This window comes from Roseovarius nanhaiticus, from assembly GCF_900156535.1.
GTDB lineage: Bacteria > Pseudomonadota > Alphaproteobacteria > Rhodobacterales > Rhodobacteraceae > Roseovarius > Roseovarius nanhaiticus.
Genome location: NZ_FTNV01000001.1, coordinates 903,171 through 929,267, shown reverse-complemented (window position 1 = coordinate 929,267; position 26,097 = coordinate 903,171). Strand labels below are relative to the sequence as shown.

At 61.8% G+C, this 26,097-nt stretch carries 20 protein-coding genes and 1 pseudogene; 11 read left to right on the top strand and 10 right to left on the bottom strand.

Annotated features, from left to right (window positions below; all coding sequences use genetic code 11):
* The first annotated feature begins 74 nt into the window (after positions 1 to 74).
* From BW975_RS04455 to BW975_RS04430, 6 genes are all read left to right on the top strand, one after another.
* Complete coding sequence (locus BW975_RS04455) at positions 75 to 3,152, top strand: CHASE domain-containing protein (protein ID WP_170846547.1); 3,078 nt, start codon at positions 75 to 77, stop codon at positions 3,150 to 3,152.
* A gap of 259 nt (positions 3,153 to 3,411) precedes the next feature.
* Positions 3,412 to 4,962, top strand: a complete 1,551-nt coding sequence (locus BW975_RS04450; RefSeq protein ID WP_083686979.1) for a PAS domain-containing sensor histidine kinase — start codon at positions 3,412 to 3,414, stop codon at positions 4,960 to 4,962.
* Positions 4,959 to 5,348 carry a response regulator gene (locus BW975_RS04445; protein ID WP_076531304.1) on the top strand — a complete coding sequence of 130 codons (390 nt, stop codon included), beginning with the start codon at positions 4,959 to 4,961 and terminating at the stop codon, positions 5,346 to 5,348. Before BW975_RS04450 ends, BW975_RS04445 begins: the two co-directional genes overlap by 4 nt.
* A 637-nt stretch (positions 5,349 to 5,985) precedes the next feature.
* Positions 5,986 to 6,636, top strand: coding sequence for an ABC transporter ATP-binding protein (locus BW975_RS04440; RefSeq protein WP_076531302.1), 651 nt, complete (start codon positions 5,986 to 5,988; stop codon positions 6,634 to 6,636).
* Complete coding sequence (locus BW975_RS04435; RefSeq protein WP_076531300.1) at positions 6,633 to 9,020, top strand: FtsX-like permease family protein; 2,388 nt, start codon at positions 6,633 to 6,635, stop codon at positions 9,018 to 9,020. Before BW975_RS04440 ends, BW975_RS04435 begins: the two co-directional genes overlap by 4 nt.
* Positions 9,010 to 10,056: a lipocalin-like domain-containing protein gene (locus BW975_RS04430; RefSeq protein WP_076531297.1), complete on the top strand. Its 1,047-nt coding sequence runs from the start codon at positions 9,010 to 9,012 to the stop codon at positions 10,054 to 10,056. Before BW975_RS04435 ends, BW975_RS04430 begins: the two co-directional genes overlap by 11 nt.
* An 18-nt stretch (positions 10,057 to 10,074) precedes the next feature.
* Here BW975_RS04430 and BW975_RS04425 read toward each other — a convergent pair whose 3' ends face one another.
* Entirely contained in the window at positions 10,075 to 11,205 is a 1,131-nt protein-coding gene (locus BW975_RS04425) for an acetoin utilization protein AcuC (protein ID WP_244512515.1), read from the bottom strand.
* A 659-nt stretch (positions 11,206 to 11,864) separates the two neighbouring features.
* On the opposite strand from BW975_RS04425, the pseudogene BW975_RS17870 reads away from it, so the two are divergent.
* Positions 11,865 to 11,984 (top strand): annotated as a pseudogene (locus tag BW975_RS17870) (integrase core domain-containing protein); the annotation flags it as partial.
* Positions 11,985 to 12,164: 180 nt separating this feature from the next.
* On the opposite strand, the gene BW975_RS04415 reads toward BW975_RS17870, so the two are convergent.
* Both BW975_RS04415 and BW975_RS04410 read right to left on the bottom strand, forming a co-directional pair.
* Positions 12,165 to 12,671, bottom strand: coding sequence for a LeuD/DmdB family oxidoreductase small subunit (locus BW975_RS04415; RefSeq protein WP_076531295.1), 507 nt, complete (start codon positions 12,669 to 12,671; stop codon positions 12,165 to 12,167).
* A 12-nt stretch (positions 12,672 to 12,683) separates the two neighbouring features.
* On the bottom strand, positions 12,684 to 13,937 hold the full coding sequence (locus tag BW975_RS04410) for a 3-isopropylmalate dehydratase large subunit (RefSeq protein ID WP_212634884.1): 1,254 nt from the start codon (positions 13,935 to 13,937) through the stop codon (positions 12,684 to 12,686).
* Between the two features lie 133 nt (positions 13,938 to 14,070).
* Here BW975_RS04410 and BW975_RS04405 point away from each other — a divergent pair, with 133 nt between their 5' ends.
* Positions 14,071 to 14,781 (top strand): IclR family transcriptional regulator, encoded by a 711-nt coding sequence (locus tag BW975_RS04405; protein WP_076533382.1) that lies wholly within the window; start codon positions 14,071 to 14,073, stop codon positions 14,779 to 14,781.
* A gap of 19 nt (positions 14,782 to 14,800) precedes the next feature.
* Here BW975_RS04405 and BW975_RS04400 read toward each other — a convergent pair whose 3' ends face one another.
* The 7 genes from BW975_RS04400 to BW975_RS04370 all read right to left on the bottom strand — a co-directional run bounded on the left by BW975_RS04400 (position 14,801) and on the right by BW975_RS04370 (position 22,679).
* On the bottom strand, positions 14,801 to 16,453 hold the full coding sequence (locus BW975_RS04400; protein ID WP_076531289.1) for a thiamine pyrophosphate-binding protein: 1,653 nt from the start codon (positions 16,451 to 16,453) through the stop codon (positions 14,801 to 14,803).
* 31 nt (positions 16,454 to 16,484) lie between these two features.
* Entirely contained in the window at positions 16,485 to 17,999 is a 1,515-nt protein-coding gene (locus BW975_RS04395; RefSeq protein WP_083686977.1) for a tripartite tricarboxylate transporter permease, read from the bottom strand.
* Positions 18,000 to 18,002: 3 nt separating this feature from the next.
* Positions 18,003 to 18,488 (bottom strand): tripartite tricarboxylate transporter TctB family protein, encoded by a 486-nt coding sequence (locus BW975_RS04390; protein WP_076531286.1) that lies wholly within the window; start codon positions 18,486 to 18,488, stop codon positions 18,003 to 18,005.
* 7 nt (positions 18,489 to 18,495) lie between these two features.
* The gene (locus tag BW975_RS04385) at positions 18,496 to 19,449 is read right to left on the bottom strand and encodes a tripartite tricarboxylate transporter substrate binding protein (RefSeq protein ID WP_076531284.1); all 954 of its coding nucleotides are present in this window, start codon (positions 19,447 to 19,449) and stop codon (positions 18,496 to 18,498) included.
* A gap of 28 nt (positions 19,450 to 19,477) precedes the next feature.
* Positions 19,478 to 20,158 (bottom strand): RraA family protein, encoded by a 681-nt coding sequence (locus BW975_RS04380; RefSeq protein ID WP_076531281.1) that lies wholly within the window; start codon positions 20,156 to 20,158, stop codon positions 19,478 to 19,480.
* A gap of 13 nt (positions 20,159 to 20,171) precedes the next feature.
* The gene (locus tag BW975_RS04375) at positions 20,172 to 21,425 is read right to left on the bottom strand and encodes a pyridoxal phosphate-dependent aminotransferase (RefSeq protein ID WP_076531278.1); all 1,254 of its coding nucleotides are present in this window, start codon (positions 21,423 to 21,425) and stop codon (positions 20,172 to 20,174) included.
* Positions 21,426 to 21,623: 198 nt separating this feature from the next.
* Entirely contained in the window at positions 21,624 to 22,679 is a 1,056-nt protein-coding gene (locus BW975_RS04370; protein WP_076531275.1) for an AbrB family transcriptional regulator, read from the bottom strand.
* Between the two features lie 71 nt (positions 22,680 to 22,750).
* On the opposite strand from BW975_RS04370, the gene BW975_RS04365 reads away from it, so the two are divergent.
* From BW975_RS04365 to tcuB, 3 genes are read left to right on the top strand one after another with little or no spacing between them, the layout of a single operon-like run.
* Positions 22,751 to 23,473 carry a GntR family transcriptional regulator gene (locus BW975_RS04365; protein WP_244512517.1) on the top strand — a complete coding sequence of 241 codons (723 nt, stop codon included), beginning with the start codon at positions 22,751 to 22,753 and terminating at the stop codon, positions 23,471 to 23,473.
* Positions 23,463 to 24,857, top strand: a complete 1,395-nt coding sequence (gene tcuA / locus BW975_RS04360; RefSeq protein ID WP_076531273.1) for an FAD-dependent tricarballylate dehydrogenase TcuA — start codon at positions 23,463 to 23,465, stop codon at positions 24,855 to 24,857. Before BW975_RS04365 ends, tcuA begins: the two co-directional genes overlap by 11 nt.
* Positions 24,847 to 25,917 carry a tricarballylate utilization 4Fe-4S protein TcuB gene (gene tcuB, locus BW975_RS04355; protein WP_076531270.1) on the top strand — a complete coding sequence of 357 codons (1,071 nt, stop codon included), beginning with the start codon at positions 24,847 to 24,849 and terminating at the stop codon, positions 25,915 to 25,917. Before tcuA ends, tcuB begins: the two co-directional genes overlap by 11 nt.
* The last annotated feature ends 180 nt before the right edge of the window (positions 25,918 to 26,097 follow it).

Genomic DNA, 26,097 nt, shown 5'->3' with positions numbered 1-26,097 from the left:
ATGCCAAAAATCAGTTGGCCAAGGGTGAGTTTCAACGGCTTAGCGAAGACGGCATCCGGGCTTTGCAATCCCGAATGGATACATACCTTCAATCGCTTCGGGGCACCTCTGCATTCATGCGCGCGTCGGACGAGGTGACGCGGGCGGATTTCGATAACTATGCGCGGCACTTACAGATCGACGAGTTTCTGCCTGGCGTAAGCGCCATCGGTTTTATCGAATCCGTTCCCCATGACGAGCTTGATGGGTTTCTGGCCAAGGTCCGAGAAGACGGACAGCCCGGCTTCACGCTGAGCAGGGTAGCAGATACGCAAACGCATTTCATAGTGCGGTATATCTATCCCTTGGGCGCCAACCGCGAGGCCTTGGGCCTTGACGCCGCGTTTGAGCCTGTGCGCGCCGGTGTTTTGAGGCTGGCCCGCGACACCGGAGAGGCCAGCATGACGCCTCCAATTGAACTGGTTCAGCACGCCAAGGATCAGTCCGGTTTCCTCCTGCTCTTTCCTCATTTCGAAAAGGCCGTGGGCCCTTCCGCGACACTTCCGATGGGGCGGGGCGAATTCAGGGGCTGGGTTTATGCGCCGTTCATCGCTTCCAACCTGATGGCCGACCTGACGCCCAGCTTGCAAAGCAGCTATTCGTTGCAACTTTTCGATGGTCTGGGAACAGATCCCGAGAAGTTGATATTCGAAGATCATCGCGGGGAAGACGCCGCGGGGAACTACACCGAAGAATACACCATCCGGCAGTTCGGCCGCCTTTGGACGATGGTCTTTACCAGCACGCCCCGATTTGACAGCGCCTTCGACAGCCAGCAGCCCTTGATTATTGGTCTTTCGGGTATTCTGGTCACCGGACTGCTGTTGTTTCTCATTCGTGCGATCAGTCGGCGCGGCGAGGCGTTGCGCGCCGTTGCGGACCTGCGGACGCGACAGATCGAGGCACGCAACCGCGAGAACAATGCAATTGTCGGCAATGATGTCACCGCGGTTTTCGTGTTGGATTCGAACGAGAATATCCTCATTTCGAACCGGGCGGCCCAGACCATGCTGGGATATGACGAGATCGGCCTGTCGGGCCTCAAGTTTTCCAGCGTGATAAGGGAACTCGACGCCGCCGCCGCGGACCAGAGCTTCAACGCGCATGGCTATTCTCAGGCCGGTCAGCTGTGTTTCCTTGACCTTCAAAGAAACGAGTGGACCACCGCGGACGGAGAGAGCCGTGTCACCGCGATCGTTCGCGACGTCACCCCGCAGATCGAAATGCAATCCGAGCTGAAGCGGACCAAGGCTCTTTACGACATGTGCCTGGAGTCGGCTCGGATCGGGGTTTTCGATCTGGATCTGACAACCAACGAGATGAAGGTCGCGGGCACGTGGCTTAGCAATATGGGGCTCAGCCCCGACATCGTCGACGTTGATGTCGAAGAGATGCTCTACGCGCGGGTCCATCCGGACGACCTCGTCGTCATGCGCAAAATCGAGCAGGAATGCATGGATGGTCTGAGGGATCAGGCCGTCATCGACTACCGCCTGAGATACAGCGAAGACGAATGGCGGTGGATCAGCTCCGACGCACTGATCGTCGAACGCAATGCCGATGGTACGGCCAAGAGAATGATCGGGATCCAGTGGGATGTGACCGAGTTGCTGCACTCGCGCAACGCGTTGGAAGTCAGCGAACAACGGTTCCGCCAAGTTCTGGCAGCCGCACCTGTGGGCATGGCACTGACGGATATCAAGGGCAACTTCATTACCGTCAACGAAGCCTTCTGCAAGCTGTGCGGCATTCCCGAAGAGCGCATTATCGCAGAGACAAGATTTTCGGACATCGTGCCTCGAGAGGATATCAAGAAAGTCTACAAGGGCGCGACGGACATGATGAACGGTCCGGCAGACAGGACCTATTCAGCCGAACATCGGATCGTCCATTCCAGCGGCGAAATCCGCTGGGGCCTGTTCAACATCTCATGGACTTATGATCGCAATACCGAGCAGGATTTCTTCATCGCGCAAATCAACGACATCACCGATCAAAAGCGCCTGAGCCAGGCCAAGAACGAATTTGTCGCGACAGTCAGCCACGAATTGCGCACGCCGCTTACCTCGATCAAGGGCGCATTGGACTTGCTGACAGGATCGACGAACGGAACCCTGCCCAAAACCAGTCAGCGCCTGATCGAAATTGCACGCTCGAACACCAGCCGACTGTCGCGGATCGTGAACGATATCCTGGATCTGGAGAAGATTTCCTCTGGCGAGGTTTCGTTCAATTTCGAAGCAGCGGATCTGGCGACGATGGTACAGGACGCCGCCGAGGAGCTCGCGCCCTTCGCGCTGACGCACGCCAATCGGCTGACCTTGGACTTGCCGGCGGACCCGCTCATCCTGCGGGCTGATGTCAGCCGGATGAAGCAGGTGCTTGCCAACCTTATCTCGAACGCGTGCAAGTATTCGTCAGAAGATACCGAGGTGCTGATCAAGGCCGAGCGAATTGGCGATTCCGCAATCGTTTACGTGCAGAACTGGGGAGCGGGTGTTTCGGAAAGCTTCAAGCCCAAAGTGTTCGAGGCATTTTCGCAGGCCGACAGCTCCGATACGCGCGCGAATGGCGGGACCGGTCTTGGCCTCAACATCTCAAAGCGGATCGTAACCCGACATGATGGCGACATGGGGTTCGAGAGCAAACGAAACGGCATCACCGTCTTCTGGTTCACCTGCCCGCTCTGCAGTAAGCACACCGGTTCGGTCAGCGGGCCGAACGATGCCAGCATCGTTCGGCTGGACAGTGCAAAAACGGGCCGGATATCGGTTCTGCACGTTGAAAAGGATGATGACTTCGCCGAGGTCATAGCGTCTGCACTGGCGCCGGTCGCCAAGTTCGTCCACGCGACATCGCTCGCCGAAGCAGCGCGAATTTCAGCGGCCACACATTTGGATGCAGTCATTCTGGATTGCACGCTTCCGAGTGGCGAATTGCGCGCCTTCCTTGACAGGCTGGCGCTGCGGCAGCCCGGCGCGCGCGTCATAGGCCTCTCGGCCGACGAGACGCTGACAAAGGATCCACGCATTCAGGTTAACCTCGTCAAAGGCCGCTCGGAGCTGGGCTCCATTGTGTCATCAGTCACACAATGTCTGACTCGAGCGTCCTGATACCGGCCCGCTCCCACGAATTTGCACCGTTCCGAACACATTTGTGCCAATATGAAACAGCATCTTTTGCTAGTGGATTTGAATATTGGAATATTTCGAAGTCACCTTTTTTGAGTGATCGAGTAGTCGGAACGGAGCCTCCATCGTGTTATCGTCTGTGTACCTAGTGAGAGCTGCGCTGACTGTTCTTGCCGCCATTCTCTTGGCGGGCCTGTGGTACAGCGGTTTCACGACGGTTCTCCAAACTCCCTCAGCCCAAATGATCGGCACGATCGGCGCTGTGATCATTGCGGCAGGCGCGCCTGTCATTCTGATGAGCGTCTGGTTTCGCCGGCAGCTGCGACACATCGTCGATCCGCTGGAGCAAAAACTGCAAGCGCTTGATGCACACTCTGTTGTAAGCACGGTCGATGGCAAAGGCCGCATCGTCAGTGTCAATGACAAGATGACCGCCCTCAGCGGCCGCTCGCGAGATGCGCTTATCGGCAGTCCCGTCAGCACTCTTTACCCAGAGTCCGAAGTCGACTTGCCCCAGCGTATTCGTGCGCGTCTGAAGGCGGGGCAGACGTGGCACGGCGAGACACCGCTGCGCCACGCAGATGGCAGCACTTTCTACACCCAAACGACGATCATTCCCCTGTCGGACACCAAAGGCGGGTGGAACGGCTCTATATCGGTACGAACCGATATCACCAGCATGAAGCAGCTTCGCTCTGAACAGAAAACCATGGAAGTGCTGGACGAGTTGCGGGATGATATCTGGATCGTCAATTCGTCCGACTGGCAGCTCAACTACATGAACAATGCCGCCCGCCAGCGGCTGGGCTATCTTGGCCCGCCTGCTGAAGGCAAAAACCTGGAACATCTGATCGAGCAGACAGATTTTGAGCCTATCGGCCTGGCCTGCCGTGCCTTGAACGGCAGCGCAGAGTCAGCCTCGCGGTTCGAGATTGTTCATGACGGCGTGCCGCTCCACGTGAGCGTCAAGTTCGTGAATGACGCGAAAGGCAGCGGTTTCTTTCTTATTGTGATGAGCGATATCTCCGACCGGGTGGCACAAGATCGCAAGAAGTCCGAGTTCGTGGCAACCGTGAGCCACGAGCTGCGCTCGCCGCTGACCTCTATCAAAGGTGCATTGAGCCTTCTGCTCTCCGCCAAGGACACACAGATTTCGGACAAGGCGCGCGACCTGATGGCAATCGCGCACCGCAACTCGGACCGGTTGATCCTGATTATCAACGACATTCTCGATCTCGAGAAGATTTCGAGTGGCGAGATGCAGATGCAGCTTCAGGATATTGACCTGTCCGAGATCATCTGCGAGGCGCGACATGCGACGGCGATGATCGAGAAACTGTCCAACGTGAATATCGAAGTCTCGGGCACGGCAAAACCGCTGCCGATCCAGACGGACCCGAACCGGCTGATCCAAGTTCTGACCAACCTTCTTTCCAACGCATGCAAATTTGCGGGCGAGTCTGGCCGCGTGCGCCTTTCGCTCAAGAACGAAGGCGATCACGTTCGGATATCCGTCGAGGATGAAGGCCCCGGCATTCCGGTCAATGAGCAGCACATGATCTTTCAGCGTTTCGCGGACATGACGAATTCCGACAGGGCCGCAAAAGGCGGAACCGGACTGGGCCTCAGCATCTGCAAGGCCATCGTCGAGAGTCTCGGCGGGACCATCGGCTTTCAATCTCGCGAAGGCGTCGGCACCGAGTTCTTCTTCACGCTTCCTCGGAACCAGCCCGAGGCGGATATCAGCCAAATCAGCCAGCTTCAGAGCAAACCAGTAGAGAGGCACGTATGATCAAGATTTTGCATGCAGAGGACGATGCCGACATCCGTGAGATAGCAGCGATGGCCCTGTCACTGTCGGGAGAATTCGAATTGGTCCAAGCCGCGTCCGGCGAAGACGCCGTGAGACAGGTCGAAACCTTCCGTCCAGACGTGCTATTGCTGGACATGATGATGCCTGGCATGACCGGCTGCGAGGCATTGGACAAGATACGAGAGAAGGCGTTGTTCAAGGATATTCCCGCGATTTTCATGACTGCGCGCGCTCAGAATTCCGAAATCGAATGTCTCCATGCCTGCGGTGCCTCTGCCGTCATCAGCAAGCCGTTCGATCCGCTTTCCCTGGGCGATCAGATCATGGAAATACTCGAGCGGCACCGCCTGAGCCTCAGCGCCTGAAAGCGGTGAACAATTCCGGCGCCGGCCTTCGCGCCGGAGGTGCAAGCCGGTCTCTCTCAGTTTGAGATCGACTGCGCACCAGTGATGCAAACACCCCAAAGTGCGTTCAACCGCGCACATAAAGCTGGGGGGCATACCAAGGCGGCCTGTCGTCCACAGCCGCTGATCGCCCCCGAAAGAGGCACCCGGAGCGCCTCTCCCGTCCGAATTATAAGGCGGCAGTCTCGCCCCATTACCCGCTCACCTTATTGGCCCGCGACCGTGAAACTTTGCGGGTCGAGGGCCGACCAAGCCTCGGGGTGGTCCAGTCCGGTATATCCACCTTAATCACCCCTTCGCTTTTCGCATTTCCCCCTTAGCCGGGGGCCGGGGCGCATGCCGTCTCTCAGATGCGGAAGGCGGCGTCGTCACCAAGACGCGTCAGAGAAATTGGCGCGCGTGACCGCCGATCATGCGCAAGATGATTTTTTCGCGTATGGCAAAGTTCGATCATCAAACCGCCGGCGCGCCCTTGGCATCCATCCAGACAGTTCTGTGATTTAATTCGGCAAATGTTTTTGCACATTGCGTCAATGCCCGTGGGCTGCGCCTTCCCATCGCTGCGCTCCGCCTTACCTTTGGCCCGACAGGAGGCACCATGCTGCTGAAATTGGATCAGGTCACCAAGAGTTATCCCGGCACCGAGGCGCCGGTTCTGCGCGGTGTGTCGCTGGAATTGCCGCGCGGCGGAATGATGGCCCTGACGGGCGAGTCGGGATCGGGCAAGAGCACACTTCTGCATCTGATCGGGGGGCTCGATACCGCCGACAGTGGTAAAATCGAGATCGAAGGCACCGATCTGACCGCGCTGGGCGATGCCGGGCGGGCCGGGCTCCGGCGCGGCACCGTCGGCGTCATCTTTCAGCAGTTCAACCTTATCCCGTCGCTCGATGTGGCCGCCAATATCGCGTTTCAGGCCCGGCTGGCCGGACGGCACGATGCCGCACGTACCGACGCAATGGCCGAGCGTCTGGGGCTTGCCGACCATATGCACAAATACCCCGAGCAACTATCAGGCGGCCAGCAACAGAGGGTGGCGATTGCCCGGACCCTTGCACCTCGGCCCAGCCTGGTTCTGGCCGATGAGCCAACGGGAAATCTCGACGAGGCAAGCGCGGATGCGGTGCTGGGCCTGTTGCAGGACCTGGTCGAGGAAACGGGCGCCGGGCTGATCGTTGTTACCCATTCCGAACGGCTGGCACAGAGACTGCCCCGGCGCCTTCACTTGCGGGCGGGGCAGCTGACGTGAACGCGGCCGTCCTCTCGGCGCTATCGGGGTATTGGCGCCGCAATCCCTTGCAACTCATCACGCTTTTGGCGGGCCTTGCGCTGGCCACGGCGCTCTGGTCAGGGGTGCAAGCAATCAATGCCGAGGCCCGCATCAGCTACGATGCGGCGGCTTCGATCTTGGGCGAAGGGCGTTATGCGCAGATCACATCAGCCAACGGGGCGCCCATCGCGCAGCAAAGCTATGTTGCGCTGAGGCGCGCGGGCTGGCTCGTCTCGCCGGTCATCGAGGGCCGCGTGGGCGGCGTGCGCGTCGTCGGGCTGGAACCATTGACGGCACCCGGCGGGATAGGCCCGGTCGCCCCCGCCGAGGGCGCCGATCTGGGCGCGTTTCTGTCGGGCGCGGGGCAGGTCTTCGGGCGGGCCGAGACGCTGGCTGCACTGCCGGGTATCGCGCCAGAGGGGGTTCTGGCCCCGGATGTTGCGCCCAACACGCTGCTGGCCGATATCGGCGTGGCGCAAGCCCTGCTGAACCGTCCGGGCGAGATTGACCGTCTGATCGTGCTGCCGAACCAGCCCATGACCCGCCCGTCGCTGGCAGAGGTCGCGCCGGACCTGATGCAGGTAGCGCCGCGGGGCGGCGGCGACGTGGCCCGCCTTACGGATAGTTTTCATCTGAACCTGACGGCCTTCGGCCTGCTGTCCTTTGCCGTGGGCCTCTTCATCGTGCATGGCGCCATCGGCCTCGCGTTCGAGCAGCGGCGCCCGATGATGCGCAGCATGCGCGCGCTCGGGGTTCCTCTGCGGCGCCTGATTGCGTTGATGGCGGCGGAGCTGGCGCTGCTGGCGCTGGTCGCCGGACTGATCGGCGTCGTGCTCGGCTACGTCATCGCAGCCTTTCTGTTACCTGATGTGGCGGCAACCCTGCGCGGACTATACGGCGCGGACATCTCCGGCCAGCTCAGCCTCCGTCCCGCATGGTGGCTGTCGGGGCTGGCCATCGCGCTGGGGGGCACGGCGGTCGCCGCCAGTGGCGCGTTCTGGTCGCTGGCGCGGATGCCGCTTCTGGCCGGGGCGCAGCCGCGCGCGATGGCAATGGCGCGGCGGGGCGGTTGGATGGCCTTGGCGTCGGTGGCCCTACTGGCGACAGCGGCGGCGCTGGCGGCCTGGGGTCAGGGCCTGCTGGCGGGCTTTGCCCTGCTGGCGGCGCTGTTGATCGGCGGCGCCTTCGCACTTCCGCCCCTCCTCGGTCTTCTGCTGAAGCTGGCCGAGGTGCCGGCGCGGCGCCCCGTCGCCGAGTGGTTCTGGGCCGACACGCGCCAGCAGGTGCCGGGCCTTTCGCTGGCGCTCATGGCCCTCCTCTTGGCAATGGCGGCGAATGTCGGCGTATCGACCATGGTATCGTCCTTCCGGCTGACCTTCACCGGGTTTCTCGATCAGCGGCTTGCCTCCGAACTTTATGTGCGGGCTGAGGATGGGGCGCAGGCGGACGCGATCGCGCGCGTCGCCGCCAGCCGCGCCGATGCGCTCCTTCCGATCCTGACGGTCGAGCGCGAGGTCGCAGGCATGCCCGCCGAGATCTACGGCGCGCGGGACCACGCGACATACCGCGAGAATTGGCAATTCCTCAGTGCGCTTCCGCAGGCATGGGACCGGCTGGCCGAGGGGGACGGCGCGCTGATAAACGAGCAGATGTTCCGCCGCGCGCAGCTGGCGCTCGGGGACAGCATCAGTATCGCGTCCGCCCGAGAGGTGACGGTGCTGGGCATCTATGGGGACTACGGCAATCCCATCGGGCAGGTCATCGTCACCGAGGATCTCTTTCGCGCGCTTTATCCCGATGTCGAGGCGCGTAATTTTGGTCTGCGCACGGAGGCCGAGAACGTGCCCGCCCTGCGCGCCGCTCTCACCGAGGAGGCGGGCATAAGCGAGGCCGCGATGATCGACCAGGCGTCGATCAAGGCAATGTCGCTCGCCATTTTCGAGCGGACCTTTACCGTGACGACGGCACTTAACGTGCTGACCCTTGCCGTCGCAGGCTTCGCGATCCTGATGAGCCTTCTGACCCTTGCCGCGATCCGCGTGCCGCAGTTGGCCCCCGTCTGGGCACTGGGGCTGACACGGCGCAACCTAGCACTTCTGGATCTGGTGCGTGCCGTCGTTCTGGCGGCGCTTACAGCCCTCCTGGCGCTGCCGCTCGGCCTTTTGCTTGCTTGGGCGCTTCTTGCGGTGGTCAATGTCGAGGCGTTCGGCTGGCGCCTGCCGATGTATGTCTTTCCGCTGGATTACCTGCGCCTGACCTTTCTGGCACTGTTCGCCGCCGCGCTGGCGGCGCTCTGGCCCGCCTGGCGCCTGTGGCGCACGCCGCCTGCGCAGCTATTGGGAGTGTTCCGAAATGAGCGTTAAGCGATGGTGTGCCCTTCTGATCCTGCTCTTGTTGCCGCAACAGATACCGGCCCAAGGCTTTGCCGGGCTCGGCACCGAGGCCGAAGGATTTGCCGTGCCGGAGCGTGGAACCCAGCTTGAATTTCCCGCCGATCACGGCGCGCACCCCGCCTACCGGATCGAGTGGTGGTATCTGACCGCGAACATGACCGGCCCGGATGGCACGCCCTACGGGCTGCAATGGACGCTCTTTCGCTCGGCGCTGGCGCCTCGGGACGGCGACGGGTGGAGCGCGCCACAGCTTTGGATGGGCCACGCGGCGGTCACGTCGCCGCACACGCATCACGTGGCCGAGCGGCTGGCGCGGGGCGGGATCGGCCAGGCGGGCGTCACAGCCGACCCATTTGAAGCATGGATCGACGACTGGCAGATGGCCGGCCCGGATTTCGGGCAGCTTCGCCTGACCGCCTCCGGCCCAGATTTCGCCTACGACGTCGAGCTGACCGCCAAAGGCCCGATTGTCCGGCACGGCGATGAGGGGTTTTCGGTCAAATCCGCTGCAGGGCAGGCGAGTTATTACTATTCACAGCCATTTTATGATCTTGCGGGCACGCTGAGCCTGCCGGGCGGCGATGTGGAGGTGACAGGGACGGCGTGGCTCGACCGGAAATGGTCGTCGCAGCCCTTGGCGGAGGACCAAAGTGGTTGGGATTGGTTCTCGCTCTCGTTCCAGACCGGCGAGAAAATGATGGGGTTCGTGCTGCGCGGCGCCAGCGATTTCACCTCGGGCACCTGGATCGGCGCAGATGGCAAGGCAAGCGCGCTGCCGGATGACGCGCTGAAGGCCGAGCCCCTGGATTGGCATGAGGTCGCGGGCCGCAGCGTACCAGTGCGCTGGCGCGTCACAGTGCCAGAGCGCGGCCTTGATGCCACGGTAACGGCCATAAACCCCGATGCCTGGATGGACACATCCGTGCCCTATTGGGAGGGGCCGGTGACGATTGCGGGCAGCCATGAGGGCATCGGGTATCTGGAGATGACCGGCTACGGCGACTGACGCGGCGGGCTTTTGCGTTCAGCCATCGCGCCCGGCCAGCAATGTTTCGATCCGCGCACGGATCTCGGCGCGGATCGGCCCGGTTCGTGGCGCATCGGCCATCGACGTGATCCAATGCGCCTCGGGCGCGATCTGTCGGGGCGAGCCGGGGCGCTGCCAGCGTAGCGCGCCCAGCACGGCCTGCGCCGCCTTTGGCAGCACGTCGGGGATCTCATACCCGTTCAACACCGCCCAGTTCCCCGCCCAGAGCCGTCCGACCGTCCAAGGATTGTAGCCGCCCCCGCCCAGCACCAGAAGGCGCGGCGCCATATTCTGCAAGCTGCGCAAGATCGCCCAATGCGCCCCGTTCGACAGGCCAAGGCGCGATTGCGGATCCTCCTCCACCGCGTCGGCCCCGCATTGCAGCACGATCGCATCGGGACGGTGCCGCGCTACCACGGGCAGGATCAGCTGATCGCGAACGAGCGCCATCTCACTGTCGCTCAGGCCGCGCGGCAGCGGCAAATTGTAGACCTGGCCCGCCCCGCGATCATCGAGCGCACCGGTGCGCGGCCAGCGGCCCTCTTCGTGGGTCGAGATCAGCAACACCTCCGGCTCGGCGGCAAAGGCATGTTCGACCCCATCAGCATGGTGCGCGTCGATGTCGATATAGGCAACACGCCGCGCCCCATGCCGGCGCAGCGACTGAATGGCCAGAACGACGTCATTGAGATAGCAAAACCCGTTCGCGCGGTCCGGCATACCGTGATGTGTGCCGCCCCCCGGCGAATGAATGACGCCGCCCCCGGCCAGCAATTCGCCCGCCAGAAGCGATGCGCCCGCACCGGTGGCGGGACGGCGATACATCTCGGGGAAAATAGGGTTAGACGGTGTGCCGATATTGTGCCGCGCGCGGGTTTGCGGGCTCGCGAACTGCAGGCGTTCGGCGTCCAGCAATGCGTCGACATAGGCACGGGTATGATAGCCCGTAAGCGCGCCGGGCTTGGCGCGAGGGCTGGCGCGGTATTGCTCCGGGCCAAGCCAGCCCATCGCCCGCACCAGGTCGATTACGGTCGATACGCGCGGGATACGCAGCGGGTGCCACGCGCCATAGGTAGAACCGCGATAGATTTCGGAGCCGAGAAACAAAGGCCGGTGAAGCGGGGTCAAAAGCAGCGCGTTCCTTATGCTGTCGCAGCAAGGATGAGGCCGTAGCGTCCCTTTCCGGCCTAAGTGTCCATAGCGCGACAGATAGGCCTGACTGCGCCGGGGGCAATCGTCTTGCGAGACGAAGACCTGAGGCACATGATTTGCGTAGCTGCGCGCCATGCCTGGCATCGGACCGAGCCATGGCACAAAGAGAATCACCATTAGCGCCCAAACGCGCGTCTCGTCGGATTCACCGCGTTGGGCTATCCCTATCGGACAGAAAAGGACGAGAGCCCGCATAGAGCAAAGTGATCGGCGCGGATTCTGTGAAAGGCAGGGCCGAGGCACCGCCGGACTATCCCAAAACCGCTTTCTTTTCGAACCTAAGCTGCATTGAGAAATGCCAAGGCATCGACCGGCGGCTATGCAAATTATCACCTGAGGTGGTCAGAGAGGCGGATGGACCCAGATAGGTCCCGATAATTTCGGTCTTCGCCGATATACTTCTTGGATTGGTGCGGGTGAGAGGACTCGAACCTCCACGCCAAAGACGCCAGAACCCAAATCGGACGAAAGGATAATTTTAACAGTTACTTAACCTCAGAATTTCGCAAGACATAACGGAAACCAATCATGAAAGTGCGAAACAGCTTCTTACTCGCATACCCCCCGCCGGGAAGCTGAATGCGCACCCGTTCCTGACGCTTGCAGATGCAGCCGAACAGCTGGAGACTTGCCGTCGATACTGCAACGCGGAACGGCCAAATGGGGCCATCGGCAACAAGGTCCCGATCAAGCTGACGGAATGGCGAACATCAGCCTTCTACCCTGATCGAAGCCGAAAAACTCTCGCCAGGGGCGTTAGAAGAGTGGGGGTGGGGCCAAGGTCAGTCGAAATCTCATTTCATGTGGAGGAAAAACCTCGCGGCAGGACAAAACGCCAACCGAGGTTGAGCGAACTGTGAAGAGCGATTGAAACGCTACTCAAAGCCCCCGTTCGCCACCAAGTAATTGGTTAATCCACCGTAAGACAGCATGTCCAACATGAAATCGGGCATAGCGCCTGCATTTACCGGCGCGCGCCGGCTAGATTGAATGCACAAAACGCCATCGTTCAGCTCGACTGCGACGTCATCCCCATCCTCCAGAAATGATGCGTCGGCTTCACAGAGCAGTAAGCCATTGTTTAGCGCATTTCGTCTGAAGGTACGGGAGAAACTCTTTGCAATAACGGCTTTAACGCCAGCCGCCTGAAGGACAGTGACAGCAACCTCCATCGCAGACCCGCAGCCGAAATTGGTGCCGGCAACCAGAACCGTCTCGACTTCCATTGCGTCGTAGAAACCGGGGACGATATCCTCGAAGATGAAGGCCCGAAGTACATCGGGGTCTATCGTCTCTTTCTTGCGATGCGAAGGAACGATGTAATCAGTGTTGATGTCATCTCCGAGAATGCGAGCGCTGCCCGAGGCGAGTGTATCGGTCATATCAGCTCTCCTTTAGCCTCGTTTGCCAAAGCCGCCGCGCACGGCCGCATGCGCGCAGGATATGGACGAGGCGAGATAGATCTCTGCCGCGGCATTGCCCATCCGGCCCCTGAAATTGCGATTGGCACTCGAGATGATCTTCTGGCCGTTCGAGGGGATTGTTCCGCATGTCCCGCAGCAGGCGCCACATCCTGGAAGCTCGATCCGGGCTCCGAAGGCCCGGAACCGGTCCAGCATTCCGATACGCTTCATCTCGCTGTAGATCTGGCCCGAGGCTGGCGTCACAACCACCTGAACCCGGTCGCTGAGATGCCCAGCCTTCGTGATCACCTCCAGCGCCTCCTCGTAGTCGCGCATCCTTCCCCCGGTACAGGTGCCGAGATAGACGACGTCGACCGGCGTGAAGGGCTGGGCGTCAAGATCGGTCACGTTGTCAACGCGGTGTGGCAGCGCGATCTGGGGTGTCAGGGCCGAAAGATCCACCTCGACTATCCGCGCCACCTCCGCCCCCTCATCGGCGATGATCGGCGTGTAATCCATGACGCCGATGCGCTGCATCCAATCCTCGAGCACGCCATCGAAGGGAAAGATCCCTGCCTTCGCGCCGATTTCGACCGCCATGTTGGACAGAACGATCCGGTCATCCATGTCCATCGTCGCCACGCCCGGCCCGCTGAATTCCAGCGCCATGTAATTGGCCCCATCCGCGCCCATGCGCCGGGCCAGAACCAGAGCCACGTCCTTGGCCGAAACGCCCTGCGGCAGACGGCCGATCAGATGCACTTGAATTGTCTTCGGAACCTCCAGCCACATCTGCCCGCAAAACATCACTCCCGCCAGATCGGACGAACCGATCCCGGTGCCAAAGCAATTCAGCGCGCCATAGGAGGTCGCATGCGAATCCGCTCCGACCACGAGGCGCCCGGGCGCGGCGATTCCTTCCTCGATCAAAAGCTGATGACCGATCCCGTCGCCGACGTCGAAGAGGCGAATGCCGTTGTCATGCGCGAATTTTCGTGCCTTCGCCTGAAGCGCCAGGGCGTTCGGGCCCGAGCTGATGCCGTAGTGATCCATTGCGAAAAGAAGCTGTGCGGCATCGGCCACAGAGTCGCGGCCCATCTTGGCCAGATAATCGATCGCCATGGGAATCGAGCCATCCGTTCCCATCGCATAACTCGGAGTGCAGACGGCGATATCGCCTGCTCGCACATCCTTGCCTGCGGCCCGGCCGAGCAGTTTTTCCGCCATCGTTCTCGGGTGATCCACGTCCATGCCTTTCAGGTCTGAGGGGTGCGCATGTTATCCGCGTCGGGAAGCGCGCCCAATGTGGGTGACAATACTATAACACTATTATACGAGCTTGACCGAGCAACATGACGCAGTTGGAGTGACCGTCATCATGGCCAAAAGCCCGGATACTGAAGGGGTCGAAAGGCCCGTCGCCGCCGCCGAGCGATCCTTGCGCATTCTCGATGCCTTCGCGGCCGAGCATCGCCCGCTGACCCTGAGCGATCTCGCCGATGCGACCGGATTGTTCAAGAGCGTGATCCTGCGCTACATGATTTCGTTCGAGAAGCTCTCCTACGTGCGCAAGCTGGCGGATGGCCGGTATCAGCTTTCGGTCAAGGCCTTTCAACTGGGCCGCGCCTTCGAGAACTCGCTCGACCAGCGCGAATTGATCGAGGCGACGATGACGCAGTTGCGGGATTCGACCGGCGAGAGCGTTTTTCTCTACGTCCGCGAGGGCGACAACCGCATGTGCCTTATGGGGGTGGATTCGCCTCAGTCTCTGCGGGTCAGCCGCAAGGTCGGCGTTCATATACCGATGGACACGACCTCGATCAGCCAGGTTCTGCGCGACTTCGCCGACGGCGCGCCCCGAGGCGTGGCGCAGGCGGCGGATCTCGCGAGATATTCGGTGGGTGCCTATGACCCTTTGACCTCGTCGATTTCCGCACCGGTTTTCGACCGGAACGGCACTCTGGTAGGCGCGATTGCCGTGTCGGGTCCGATCGGCCGCTTCGATGCGGAAAGCCCCGAGAACCTCGCTCATATCGCAACGATGGTGCAGCGCCTGTCGTCCATGCTCGGCTTTTCGGACGGCGCCTGAGTTTATAGGGCGCCGTCTGTTAGCCATGCCGTTTGGCGGGATGGTTCTGGCGCATGATCGGAGACGAGACCAAGTCGCTGACATGGAAATCCCACAGCGCGCTGTCCTCGCCCTCGTCGAACGCGTCTAGATCACTGGCGAGCGTCGAAAGATCCGTAAAGACCTTCCCCCCGAGGCCGAAGCCGCGCGCGACCGCGCCCAGATCTCCCCGGCCATGCACCGCGCCGCCATCACGCAGCCCTTCGCTGCGAAGCTTGTGAATTTCGGAGCCATAGGCGCCATCGTTTAAAATGCAAATCAGCAGCTTGAACCCGTGGCGGCGGATGGTCTCAAGTTCCTGCGCGTGCATAAGCAGACTGCCATCGCCGTCGATGAGGACAACCGTATTGTCGCGGCGCGCGGCCGCGACGCCGATGGCGTAGGAAAGACCGTTGCCGATTGCGCCAAACTCGCGGATCACATGAAAATTCCGCGCCTGCCAGCCCCGCATCTGGGCCGAGAAATACGAGCAATGCCCAGAGGAATTCACCATTTCCCACTGCTTGGGCAGGATCTCTTGGAGGCTGCTGATGACATCGCGCGGATCAAGATATCCATCCTCCGGAAATTTCGCATCGTCGCCCGGCGCGTTCGCGATCCGCTCGCGCAGGGTGTCGCCGCGCCAGTCGGACGGGCGCGCGCCGCGCTCCTCCAGCGCCTCGCAGAGTTTCTGCACAGCCACCTTGGCATCGCCTTGCAGGACGTGATCGGCAACGACCGCGCCCTGATTGATTCCCTTCGGCGCAAGATCAATCTGTAGCACCTTGGCCGCGCCAAAGAGCTTGCCCGCGTCGCGCATGTGCTGCGTCAGGCTTGCACCCACCGCGATGACCAGATCCGCCTCGGCGAAAAGCTCGCGCGCCAAGGGCGACGAGAAACCGCCGGCAACACCCAGATCGAAGGGATGATCCACGAAAAGGCCCCGCACGGGCAGCGTCGTCGCCAGAAGCGCCCCGCACTGGTCGGCCAGCGCCGCGCAAGCCTCGGATGCGCCCGCGCGCATCGCGCCTTTTCCGGCGATCAGCACGATTTTCCGGGCAGAGGCAACAAGCTCGGCCGCCTCGATGACGGCCTCGGGCGCGGGATGCAGGGGCGCGGGTTTCGGCATGATCTTCTGCGAGGGAACGTAGTCTTCGGATCCGGTCCATTCGTGATGCTGAAGGTCCATTGGGATGCCGACGACGACCGGCTTTTGATGCAGGCGCGCCGACAGGAACGCCTCACGCAACTTGCCCGCTATCTGCCCCTGAGTGTGGATGGCAATGTAATCCGCCCCGAGGGCACGAACGACCGGCGCCTGATCGAGCTGCTGATTGTACCACGCCTTGCCGAGCGGGCTTTCCCCTGCGAAGATCACCATCGGGATTGAGGCCCGCACCGCCGCCGGAAGGGCCGTCGCAAGCTGCGTCACACCCGGCCCACAGGTCACCGAGCAAAAGCCCAGATCGCCGGTGGCACGCGCGTAGGACATCGCCATCGAGCAGGCGCAATGTTCGTGACGGACGTGTATCGACTCGACGCCAAGCGCGTCGAGACTGTCGGCGAAATACATGTTGGCATCGCCCAGAAGCGTGAAATGGCAGGAGACCCCCTCCTGCGCGACGATCTGTGCAAGCTTTTCGTGAACCAGCATGGTGTCCTCCTCGGGTCCCTCTCGGGCGGTATCAGTTGAGTTTCGGGTCGATCCGCGCGCGCCGGCCCAGCAGCATCCGCACCACCGGCAAAGCCAGCACGAGAACAATCAGCGCGATCAGGATCATCGCGACCGGGCTGCTGGCGATCGACAGAACATCGCCGCGCGCGATGATCAGCGCGAGCCGCAACTGTTGCTCGGCCATCGGCCCGAGGATGACGCCCAGAACGATAGGCGCGAGCGGAAAGCCAGTGCGTTGCAGGATGTATCCCAGCAGGCCGAAGCCGATGAGCGCATAGATGTCGAAGACGCTGTTCTGGATGGAATAGACACCGATCACCGACAGGCTAACCACGATGGGCGCGATCAGTGCCTGCGGCAGCCGCAGCACCGGCGCAAAAACACGCACTGCGATCGAGCCGCCGAGAACCGGAAGGATGGCCGCCGTGAGGATCATCTGCAGGATGAAGGCATAGACCAGCACTGGCTCGGACCGAAAGAGCCCCGGCCCGGGCTGCAGTCCGTGGACGAGGAACGCGCCCATGATGACCGCCGCGACGGCATTTCCGGGCACGCCGAGCGTCAGCGTTGGGATAAGGGCCGAGGCGTTATCGGCGTTGTTGCCGCATTCCGAGGCCGCGACGCCCTTGTAGTTCCCCTTGCCGAAGCTGTCCGGATCCTTGTCGGCGCGCTTGGTCTCGTTGTAGCTAAGGAAGGCGGCCATCGTGCCGCCCACGCCGGGCAGGATGCCAATGACAATGCCGATCATCGAGGACCGCGCCCAAGTCGGAAAGAGGCTGGGCCAGTCGGTGAAACGGTGCTCGGATTCCTTGATCGCGGTGCGGGCGGCGTCGATCTGCTGCGAGATCGCTGTCTGCGCAAGGTCGATGGCGGGCGGCAGCCCGTAGAGACCGGCGAGCAGGACGATTAAGTTGAAACCGCCCGTGAGGTAGTAGATGTCGAGCGTAAAGCGCTCGTGCCCCGAGACGCTGTCGATGCCGATCGTGCCGATCAGAAGGCCGAGACCGCTGGAAATCAGACCCTTGAGCGGGTCCGCGCCCAGAAGGATCGCGATGCTGCACATGCCGAAGAGGGCGACCCAGAAATACTCGGCCGGCCCAAAGAGAAGCGTGACCGTTGCCAGCGGCGGCGCCAGCAGCAGGAGGGAGAAGCCGCTTGCCACGCCGCCTACCGCCGAGGACCAGGCCGAGATACGCAGCGCGTTACCCGCCTCGCCCCGCTTGGCCAGCGGAACGCCGTCGAAGGTCGTCGGAATGGACGAGGAGGTGCCGGGAATGCCCAGAAGGATGGCCGGGATCGCACCGCCATAGATGCCGCCATTATAGATGCCCGCGACCATGCCCAGCGCCACCATCGGCTCCATTGTGAAGGTCAGCGGGATGAGAATGGCGATGCCCATCGTCGCCGTGAGTCCCGGCAGCGCGCCGATCAGGATCCCGCCCACTACGCCGACGCCCATTGCGGCCAGGTTCTGCCACATCAGGACTTCGCGAATGGCGGCAAAGAGGATTTCGATGATGGACATGGGCTAGCCCCAGAAAATTTCTTGCGGAAGGGGGCGCGCGAAAAGCGCGACGAAGACCAGCCACGTGGCCAGCAGGAACACGAATGACACGAGCGCATTCAGCCAATGGCTACGCAGCCCGATCAGATACGCGACGAGTGGTATGTAGACGATGCTGGAGGTGAAAAAGCCGATCTTTCCGACGGCCACCGCGTAGAGGATGGTCGGCACCAGAAACGCGAGGAACGCGGTCCAGGACGAGACAACGGGTTGATCCGCAACCTTGCCACCAAGCCTGAAGCCCCGCAGGAACAGAAGCACGGCCAGCGCGGCGAGTACGATCAGCACGAGACGCGGATACATCTGCGCCTCGAAGGCGCTGATCGTGTTCGCATCCCACCAGAACACGGCGACAATACACATGAGAATAGCGGCCGAGACCTGATCTCTTAGGCCTTCGCGCCCCCCGGAGACGATCTCCGAGGGGCTGTTGGTCTGGCGGTCGGTCATGACCGGATTACCGCCACGGGTTGGTTTCCCAGAGTTTGCCGATCCGGGTGTTCACCTCAGAGAGATACTCGGTGTATTCAGCCTTGTTCATGTAGTTGAGCGGCAGGCTCTGCTCTTCCGCCGCCTTCAGGAACTCAGGATCCTCGAGGGTCTTCTCGATGGCCTCGCCGATCTTCGACACGATCTCATCCGGAGTACCCTTGGGTGCTGCGAAGCCGCGATCCGAGCCGCTATAGATCTCATAGCCTTGCTCCGCGAAGGTCGGAATGTCGGGGAAGAGTTCAAGCCGCTCGCGCGACATGACCCCGAGGATCTTGATTGGCTTGTCTTCCGAGCCAATGCCCGACGCCTCGCCAGCACCGACGACGAGACCCGCGATGTGACCGCCCAAAAGCGCGGTTGCCGCCGGCGGGATGCCCGGGAAGGGAACCTGCGTGACTTCGGTCTCGGTCATGTCGAGAAAGCCCTCGAGGCTCAAATGCATCGAGCCACCATAGCCCTGGTGGCCGATGGTCAGCGCACTGGGCGCTGCCTTCGCCTCGGCCACGAAATCATCGAGCGAGCTAATCGTGCTGTCGCCCGGCACGCTCAGCGTCGCGGGATCGGTCACCAGGTTGGCGATTGGCGCGAAGCTGTCGAAGCTGTAGCGCGTCTCGCGCTCGTAGGGCAGCGTGATGAACGCAGGCGCGTTCATAAAGCCGATAGTGTAGCCATCAGGATCGGCATTGGCCGTTTCGGTAAAGCCGTACTCTCCGCCGGGCCCCGGCTTGTTGACCACAACGAAGCTGGCACCGTCGATGTATTTCTCGAGGAAAGGGGCCATGGTGCGCGCGAGAATATCGGTGCCGCCGCCAGCCGAGTATCCGACGACGAGGGTGATTGGCTTGTCGCCCGGCCATTCGGCCAGCGCGACACCCGGTGCCAGCGCAAGAGCGGCGGCAAGGATTATTGATTTTTTCATTGTTTTTACCTTCCTGTTGTTGTGGTTCTTAGGAGTCGATCTCGACGATGCAGCCTTTCTCCTTCAGTGTCCTGTCGACCCAGGATCGGTCCATCCCGCCGACCAGGGTCTGCTGCATCTGCTTGTCTTCAGCCGCGGCCTTCTTGACCGCCGCCTCATGGATGGCATCCGCCTCGGCGCGGGGAATGGCAACTACGCCATCTTCATCCCCGAGGATCAGATCGCCCGCAGCCACGATCATACCGCTGAGCCCGATTTGCGCGTTCACGGTGCCCGGCCCGTCTTTGTAGGGGCCGCGGTGACTGATGCCGGTCGAGAAGACCGGAAAATCGCCTGCCCGAATGGCTCCGGCGTCACGGATCGCACCATGAATCACCATGCCCGCGATGCCGCGATAGCGCGCATGGGCGACCATCAACTCGCCAACGACGGCATTGGTTACGTCGCCATCGGCATCAACCACGATGACATCACCTGGCTCGGCGATGTCTATGGCCTTGTGGATCATGAGATTGTCACCGGCCCGCGTCTTGACCGTCACAGCCGGCCCGGCAAGCACGCCGCCGCCATGTCGCGCTTGAAGGAGCGGCCCACCGCCGGACAGCCGGCTCATCACGTCCGAGACATTGGCGACCGGGAGTGCTCTGAAAGCCTCGACCAGCTCGGGCGAGACGCGGCCGGGATGTGCGTGAACGTGAAACCCAATCATCTTGCGGCGCTCCTCAGCTCAAACCGTTGCAGAATGTCGTAATGCGCATGCAGGCATCCCGAAGCTGCGCCTCGGAGGAGGCATAGGAGACCCGGAAATGCCCCGGCAAACCGAACGCCGCGCCGTAAACGACGGCAACGCCCTGTTCTTCCAGTAGTGCCTCCGAGAAATCCTGATCGCTCTCGATCTTGCGCCCGCCCTTCGTTGTCTTGCCAAAGGTGCCGGTGCAGCCCGGATAGACGTAAAACGCGCCGTCGGGCACGAGGCATTCTAGCCCGTCGGCCTCGCGCAGCATTCCGACCACCAGATCGCGCCGCTCGCGGAACGACGCTCGGCGTTCGGCCAAGAAATCCTGTGGCCCTGTCAAAGCGGCAACCGCCGCCCATTGCGCGATCGAATTCGCGCCCGAGGTGGTCTGCCCCTGGATCTTGGACATGGCCTTGATGAGATGCGCAGGACCGCCGCAATAGCCGATGCGCCAGCCCGTCATCGCATAGGCCTTGGAGACGCCGTTCATCGTCAGAACGCGGCTCTTCAGTTGCGGCGCAACTTCGGCCAGCGTCGAAAACGCGGTGTCGGAGTAGATCAGGTGCTCATAGATATCGTCGCTCAGCACGTGGATGCGCGGGTGGCGCTCGAGAACCCCGGCGATCCGCTCAAGCACATCTCGCGAGTAAACGGCGCCCGACGGGTTGCAGGGCGAGTTGAGGATTACCCATTTCGTTCGCGGGGTGATCGCAGCTTCCAGATCCTCCGCCGTCAGCAGAAATCCCGTTGTTGCCTCGGCTTGCACCACCACCGGCGTGCCGCCGCAGAACGCGACAAGCTCGGGATAGGAGACCCAATAGGGCGCCGGGATGATGACCTCGTCGCCCTCGTCGATGGTGGCCATCATGGCGTTCGCGATCACCTGCTTGCCGCCGGTTGAAACCATCACCTCGTCATCCGCGTAGTCCAGCCCGTTGTCATTGCTGAATTTGTCCCGCACCGCTTGTTTCAGCTCCGGGATGCCGGCCACGGGTGCATATTTCGTATGTCCCGCTTTCATCGCCTCAATGGCGGCGGCGATAACGTTCTCCGGCGTGGGGAAATCAGGCTCACCCGCACTGAGCGCAACGATATCGCGGCCCTGCGCCTTGAGGTCGCGCGCCTTCTGCGAGGTCGTGTTCGTCGCCGAAGGCTTGAGCCTCGTCGCCGCCGCCGAGAGCAGCTCCGACAGGCCTTCCGGCGCAGCCGCGGGGGATTTGGTGTTCAGTGCCGTCGCCATCAGTTCAACCCGTCCAGAATTCAGTGAAACGCCTTCATTCCAGACCGGAAAAGGGTTCATTATGCCGTTATGACTTTAGTATCATAGGATTATGATTTTTTGCGAGTCAACACTCTTTTCGGCTTGGAACCTGGGTCGCCAACCTGCCGATGCGCGTGCCGGACGGCTCCGGCGCTGGTTTAGACCACGTCACGCGCGCTACTTTTTAGCAAGCGAATACAAAAGCTTCGCGGCAAGCGGCGCGCATGTGATGACAAGAAACATGCGCAGTAGGTGGTGGACAATCACGTAGCCCAGATCGGCACCGGCCACGATGGCCAGAACCGTCATCTCGGCCTGTCCACCCGGAGCGAAGGCCAGAAACCCCTCCATCGGCGGGGCGAGTCCGAAAATGACGACGATCTCGGTGAAAAAGGTCGCCAGCGCGGCGAGAACCAGCACGAAAGCGATACCGGCCAGCACGTCTTTGCGAAACTCCGCGAAGGTGATCCCGACATAGCCGACCCCGATGGAAATGCCGATCATGAACTGAGCAAAGAGGATCGCTTCGGCCGGTGGGCGCGTGTGGATCAGGCCGCTCAGCGACAGGGCGGCGGTCATGATCATGGGCCCGAGGATGGACGCGCCGAAAAGACCGACGCGCTCGCCCCCTTTCCAGCCGACCAGTGCGGCCAGAGCCATCAGCGCGATTTCAATGACCGGCAGATCGCGGGCGGGCGGCCCCATTGGGCTCGAGAGGCTCGCACCCATTCCGAATGTCAGGATAAGGGGCGCTATGGACACCACGACCAGAACCCGGGTCGCATGGATAAGCGACAAGGCCCGCGGATCGCCTCCCGCTTCGGTTCCGAAGATTACCATGTCCTGCAGGCCGCCCGGCATCGCAGCATACCAGGCCGTCGCCTTGTCGAAGCCGCAAACACGATGAAAGAAGGGCACCCCGACAAGGGCGATGACGGCGATATAGAGCGGGATGAGCGCTACTGATGCGGCCATCTGCGGTAACATTCCGATGAGGGACGGAGTAATTGATGCCCCAACCGCCACTCCGAGGATTGTGCGGGCCGCAATAGACACCTGGCCGAACGCCCTGAGCCGCATGCCCGCCATCGCCGTTACAAGGCACGCCCCGAGAGGGCCGAAGAGAAAGGGAAGCGGCAAACCCAGAACCCACGCGACCAGCGTTCCGGCAGCGGCGACCCCAAGTGTCCGAAGTCGCTCGAGGCTGACTGCTGATGTGAATACGCCAATCATCCAATCACTCCAGTATTGCATCCAGTTGCATACATCCGTATTCACAAGGCATGCAAGAGGAGCCTGAGATCGTGGCAAGTGCAAAACCCATCTCTGATGAAACGTCGACGACCAAGAGCAGCGCACTGCGCACGGACCTGCCGCCCGGACAGGATGCCTATCAGCAGATCGTCAGTGACATCCGCGCGGGAAATCTGCTGCCCGGTGATCGCCTGACCGAGGTTGATCTTGCCGCGCGTTTCGGCATGTCCCGCACGCCGGTCCGCGAGGCCATCAGGCAGCTCGAAGCGGACGGCCTCGTGATGCACACGCCGCGCCTTGGCGCCACGATCCGAACGCTCGATCACTCGGAAATCTCCGAGCTCTACGACATGCGCGCCGTGCTTGAGAGTACGGCTGCCCGGTTCGCTGCGCGTGCCGGCTCGGGGGTGGAGCTGAGCGAAATCGAGACGATCCAGGCTGCAATGAGCGCGGCGCGAAGCTCTGAGGAGCGATACCGCCAGAACCAGAATTTTCACGCTGCCATCCTCGACGCCGCGCGAAATCGCTTTCTTCTGCGTGCCGTGCAGTCGGTCCAGAAGACGCTGCTGATCCTCGGCCGCTCGACGATGGAAGAGCCCAAACGGGCCGAAGACGCCGTGCGGGAACATGCGGCGATCGTCACCGCGCTTAGATCTCGCGACGAAGACGAGGCCGAACGCGCAATGCGCCTGCATATCCAGGGCGCACATGCTGCAAGGCTGCGCCAGCTGCGCGATGCCAGACCATTGGACAGCGACAACCATGAACTCTGATCCCTATGACCTGATCGTTGTCGGCGGCGGCAATGCTGCCCTTTGCGCCGCCATCGAGGCGGCCGAAAAGGGATGTCGTGTGATCCTTCTGGAAAGCGCTCCCAAGGTCTACCGCGGCGGCAACTCGCGCCACACCCGCAACTTTCGCTGCATGCATGAGGGGCCTCTTTCGGTCCTGACGGACCGCTATGGCGAGGACGAATATTTCGACGATCTGATGCGCGTGGTCAAAGGCAAGACCGACGAACATCTCGCCCGTATGTGCATCCGCAATTCCGAGGAGTGCCTGCCGTGGATGGAGGCGCATGGAGTGCGCTTTCAGCCATCCCTCTCGGGAACCTTGTCCCTCAGCCGCACCAATGCCTTTTTCCTCGGCGGCGGCAAAGCCTTGGTCAATGCCTATTACCGAACCGCCGAGGCGCTAGGGGTCACGATTCTCTATGACGCCGAGGTCACTCACCTGCATATAGACGGTGCGAACGTGACGGGTGTCGACATGCGGCAAGGCGACCAAACAACCACCTTGCAAGGCCGCGCTGTCGTACTGGCCTCCGGCGGCTTTCAGGGAGATATCGACTGGCTTGCCCGCGCATGGGGGCCATCCGCGCGCAACTTCCTTATCCGGGGCACGCCATACAATCGTGGTGTCGTCCTTAAGGACATGCTGGACCAGGGCGCCGAGAGTGTCGGCGATCCGACCCAGTGCCACGCCGTCGCCATTGACGGGCGCGCGCCGAAATTCGATGGCGGCATCGTCACCCGGCTGGACTGCGTGCCCTTCTCGGTCGTGGTCAACAAGAATGGCGAGAGATTCTATGACGAAGGCGAGGACGTATGGCCGAAACGCTACGCCATCTGGGGGCGCCTTGTGGCTGCCCAGCCAGATCAGGTCGGATATTCGATCATCGACTCCAAATCGCTGAACCTCTTCATGCCTTCCGTTTTTCCGCCGATCAAGGCGGACACGATTGAGGAATTGGCCGAGCGGCTAGGCCTTCCGGCGGACAACCTGACGGGCACGATCAACGCCTTTAACGCCGCCTGCCCTGCCGACAGCTCAGGCGCCTTCCATCCCACCGAGCTCGACGGGCTCGCGACCGACGGGCTCAGCCCCGCCAAGACGAACTGGGCCCGCCCCATCACCGAGCCGCCATTCTACGGCTACAGCCTCCGGCCCGGGGTCACCTTTACCTATCTCGGGCTCAAGGTTGACGAAACCGCCCGCGTACATGGCCCCGACGGGCCTTATGCCAACCTCTGGGCCGCTGGCGAAATCATGGCCGGGTCGATCCTTGGCCAAGGCTATCTCGCCGGCTTCGGCATGACCATAGGAACCGTTTTCGGACGCATCGCAGGACAAGAGGCGGCATCCCATGCTTTATGACACCCCCAAGCTGGCCGAAGCCGCACGACAGGTCGAGATCTGCAACGCCTGCCGCTATTGCGAAGGCTATTGCGCGGTCTTTCCCGCGATGTTCAAGGAACGCAGCTTTGCCTCGGGCGATCTCACCCAGCTTGCCAATCTTTGCCATAACTGCCGAGGCTGCTATTACGCCTGCCAATATATCGAGCCGCATGAATTCGCGCTTAACCTGCCCGCCGCACTGGCCGACGCGCGGCAGGAATCATGGGAGCGTTTCGCCTGGCCCGCCGCCCCTGCACGGCTCTTCCAACGCTCGGGCGTGGCGATGGCATTGGCGCTGGTTCTGGGCATCGCGTGCCTGTTCTGGATCGCGACAACCCTCACTCCGGCCAACGGTGAGGGTTTCTACGCCGTGCTGTCTCACAGCACGATGGTCGCCATCTTCCTGCCGGCTTTCGTGTTGCCGCTTGCCGCGATCACGATTGGCCTCAGAAAATATTGGCGGGAGGTCGGCGGCACGCGGATAAGGTGGGCGCATCTGATGGTGGCGGTGCGCAGTGCCGCGACCATGCGCAACCTCTCGGGCGGTCAGGGTCAGGGATGCAATTTCGAGGATGAAGATCGATTCTCGAACGCGCGGCGTCACGCGCATCAGGCAGTGATGTGGGGCTTCCTGCTCTGCTTTGCCTCGACCTCCAGCGGCACCGTCCTGCACTATGGCTTCGGTATCGAGGCGCCCTATCAGCTCATTTCTCTGCCCAAGCTGCTGGGCGTGCCCGGCGGCATTCTACTCTCATTGGGCTCTGCCATGCTGATCCATCTCAAGCTGAAGGCAGACCCCGCGCTTGGGGCGAACGGAGCATGGGGCGCCGAAACCGCGTTCGTTCTGCTATTGGCCTTGACCGGCGTCACCGGACTTTTGCTCTACGCGGCGACCGGAACTTCCTGGGTTTCCGAGCTGCTCGCAATCCATCTCGGCTCGGTCCTGATACTCTTTCTCAGCACGCCATACTCCAAGATGGCACATGGATTTTACCGGATGGCTGCGTTGGTTAGGGATGCTCAAATCAGATTGGGCTAAACCTGAGTGAGGCAGTTAGGCCGACAGGTAGCCGCCGTATACCGGCAAAATGGCACTATGCACGTAGCTCAGGTCCGAGCGCACGCCCTCCGAAATACGCGTTTCAACCCAGCCTGACGCGACAGCGTTGGCGCGCACACTCAGGCTTTGGCGGGCAGGCCGCCAGCCATGGTCTACTCA

Bases quoted from the DNA above. Each gene is read 5' to 3' on its own strand.
- BW975_RS04455 (WP_170846547.1), top strand. From the start codon at position 75: ATGGATACATACCTTCAATCGCTTCGGGGCACCTCTGCATTCATGCGC.
- BW975_RS04450 (WP_083686979.1), top strand. From the start codon at position 3,412: ATGATCGGCACGATCGGCGCTGTGATCATTGCGGCAGGCGCGCCTGTC.
- BW975_RS04445 (WP_076531304.1), top strand. From the start codon at position 4,959: ATGATCAAGATTTTGCATGCAGAGGACGATGCCGACATCCGTGAGATA.
- BW975_RS04440 (WP_076531302.1), top strand. From the start codon at position 5,986: ATGCTGCTGAAATTGGATCAGGTCACCAAGAGTTATCCCGGCACCGAG.
- BW975_RS04430 (WP_076531297.1), top strand. From the start codon at position 9,010: ATGAGCGTTAAGCGATGGTGTGCCCTTCTGATCCTGCTCTTGTTGCCG.
- BW975_RS04415 (WP_076531295.1), bottom strand. From the start codon at position 12,671: ATGACCGATACACTCGCCTCGGGCAGCGCTCGCATTCTCGGAGATGAC.
- BW975_RS04405 (WP_076533382.1), top strand. From the start codon at position 14,071: ATGGCCAAAAGCCCGGATACTGAAGGGGTCGAAAGGCCCGTCGCCGCC.
- BW975_RS04400 (WP_076531289.1), bottom strand. From the start codon at position 16,453: ATGCTGGTTCACGAAAAGCTTGCACAGATCGTCGCGCAGGAGGGGGTC.
- BW975_RS04395 (WP_083686977.1), bottom strand. From the start codon at position 17,999: ATGTCCATCATCGAAATCCTCTTTGCCGCCATTCGCGAAGTCCTGATG.
- BW975_RS04390 (WP_076531286.1), bottom strand. From the start codon at position 18,488: ATGACCGACCGCCAGACCAACAGCCCCTCGGAGATCGTCTCCGGGGGG.
- BW975_RS04385 (WP_076531284.1), bottom strand. From the start codon at position 19,449: ATGAAAAAATCAATAATCCTTGCCGCCGCTCTTGCGCTGGCACCGGGT.
- BW975_RS04380 (WP_076531281.1), bottom strand. From the start codon at position 20,158: ATGATTGGGTTTCACGTTCACGCACATCCCGGCCGCGTCTCGCCCGAG.
- BW975_RS04375 (WP_076531278.1), bottom strand. From the start codon at position 21,425: ATGGCGACGGCACTGAACACCAAATCCCCCGCGGCTGCGCCGGAAGGC.
- BW975_RS04370 (WP_076531275.1), bottom strand. From the start codon at position 22,679: ATGATTGGCGTATTCACATCAGCAGTCAGCCTCGAGCGACTTCGGACA.
- tcuA (WP_076531273.1), top strand. From the start codon at position 23,463: ATGAACTCTGATCCCTATGACCTGATCGTTGTCGGCGGCGGCAATGCT.
- tcuB (WP_076531270.1), top strand. From the start codon at position 24,847: ATGCTTTATGACACCCCCAAGCTGGCCGAAGCCGCACGACAGGTCGAG.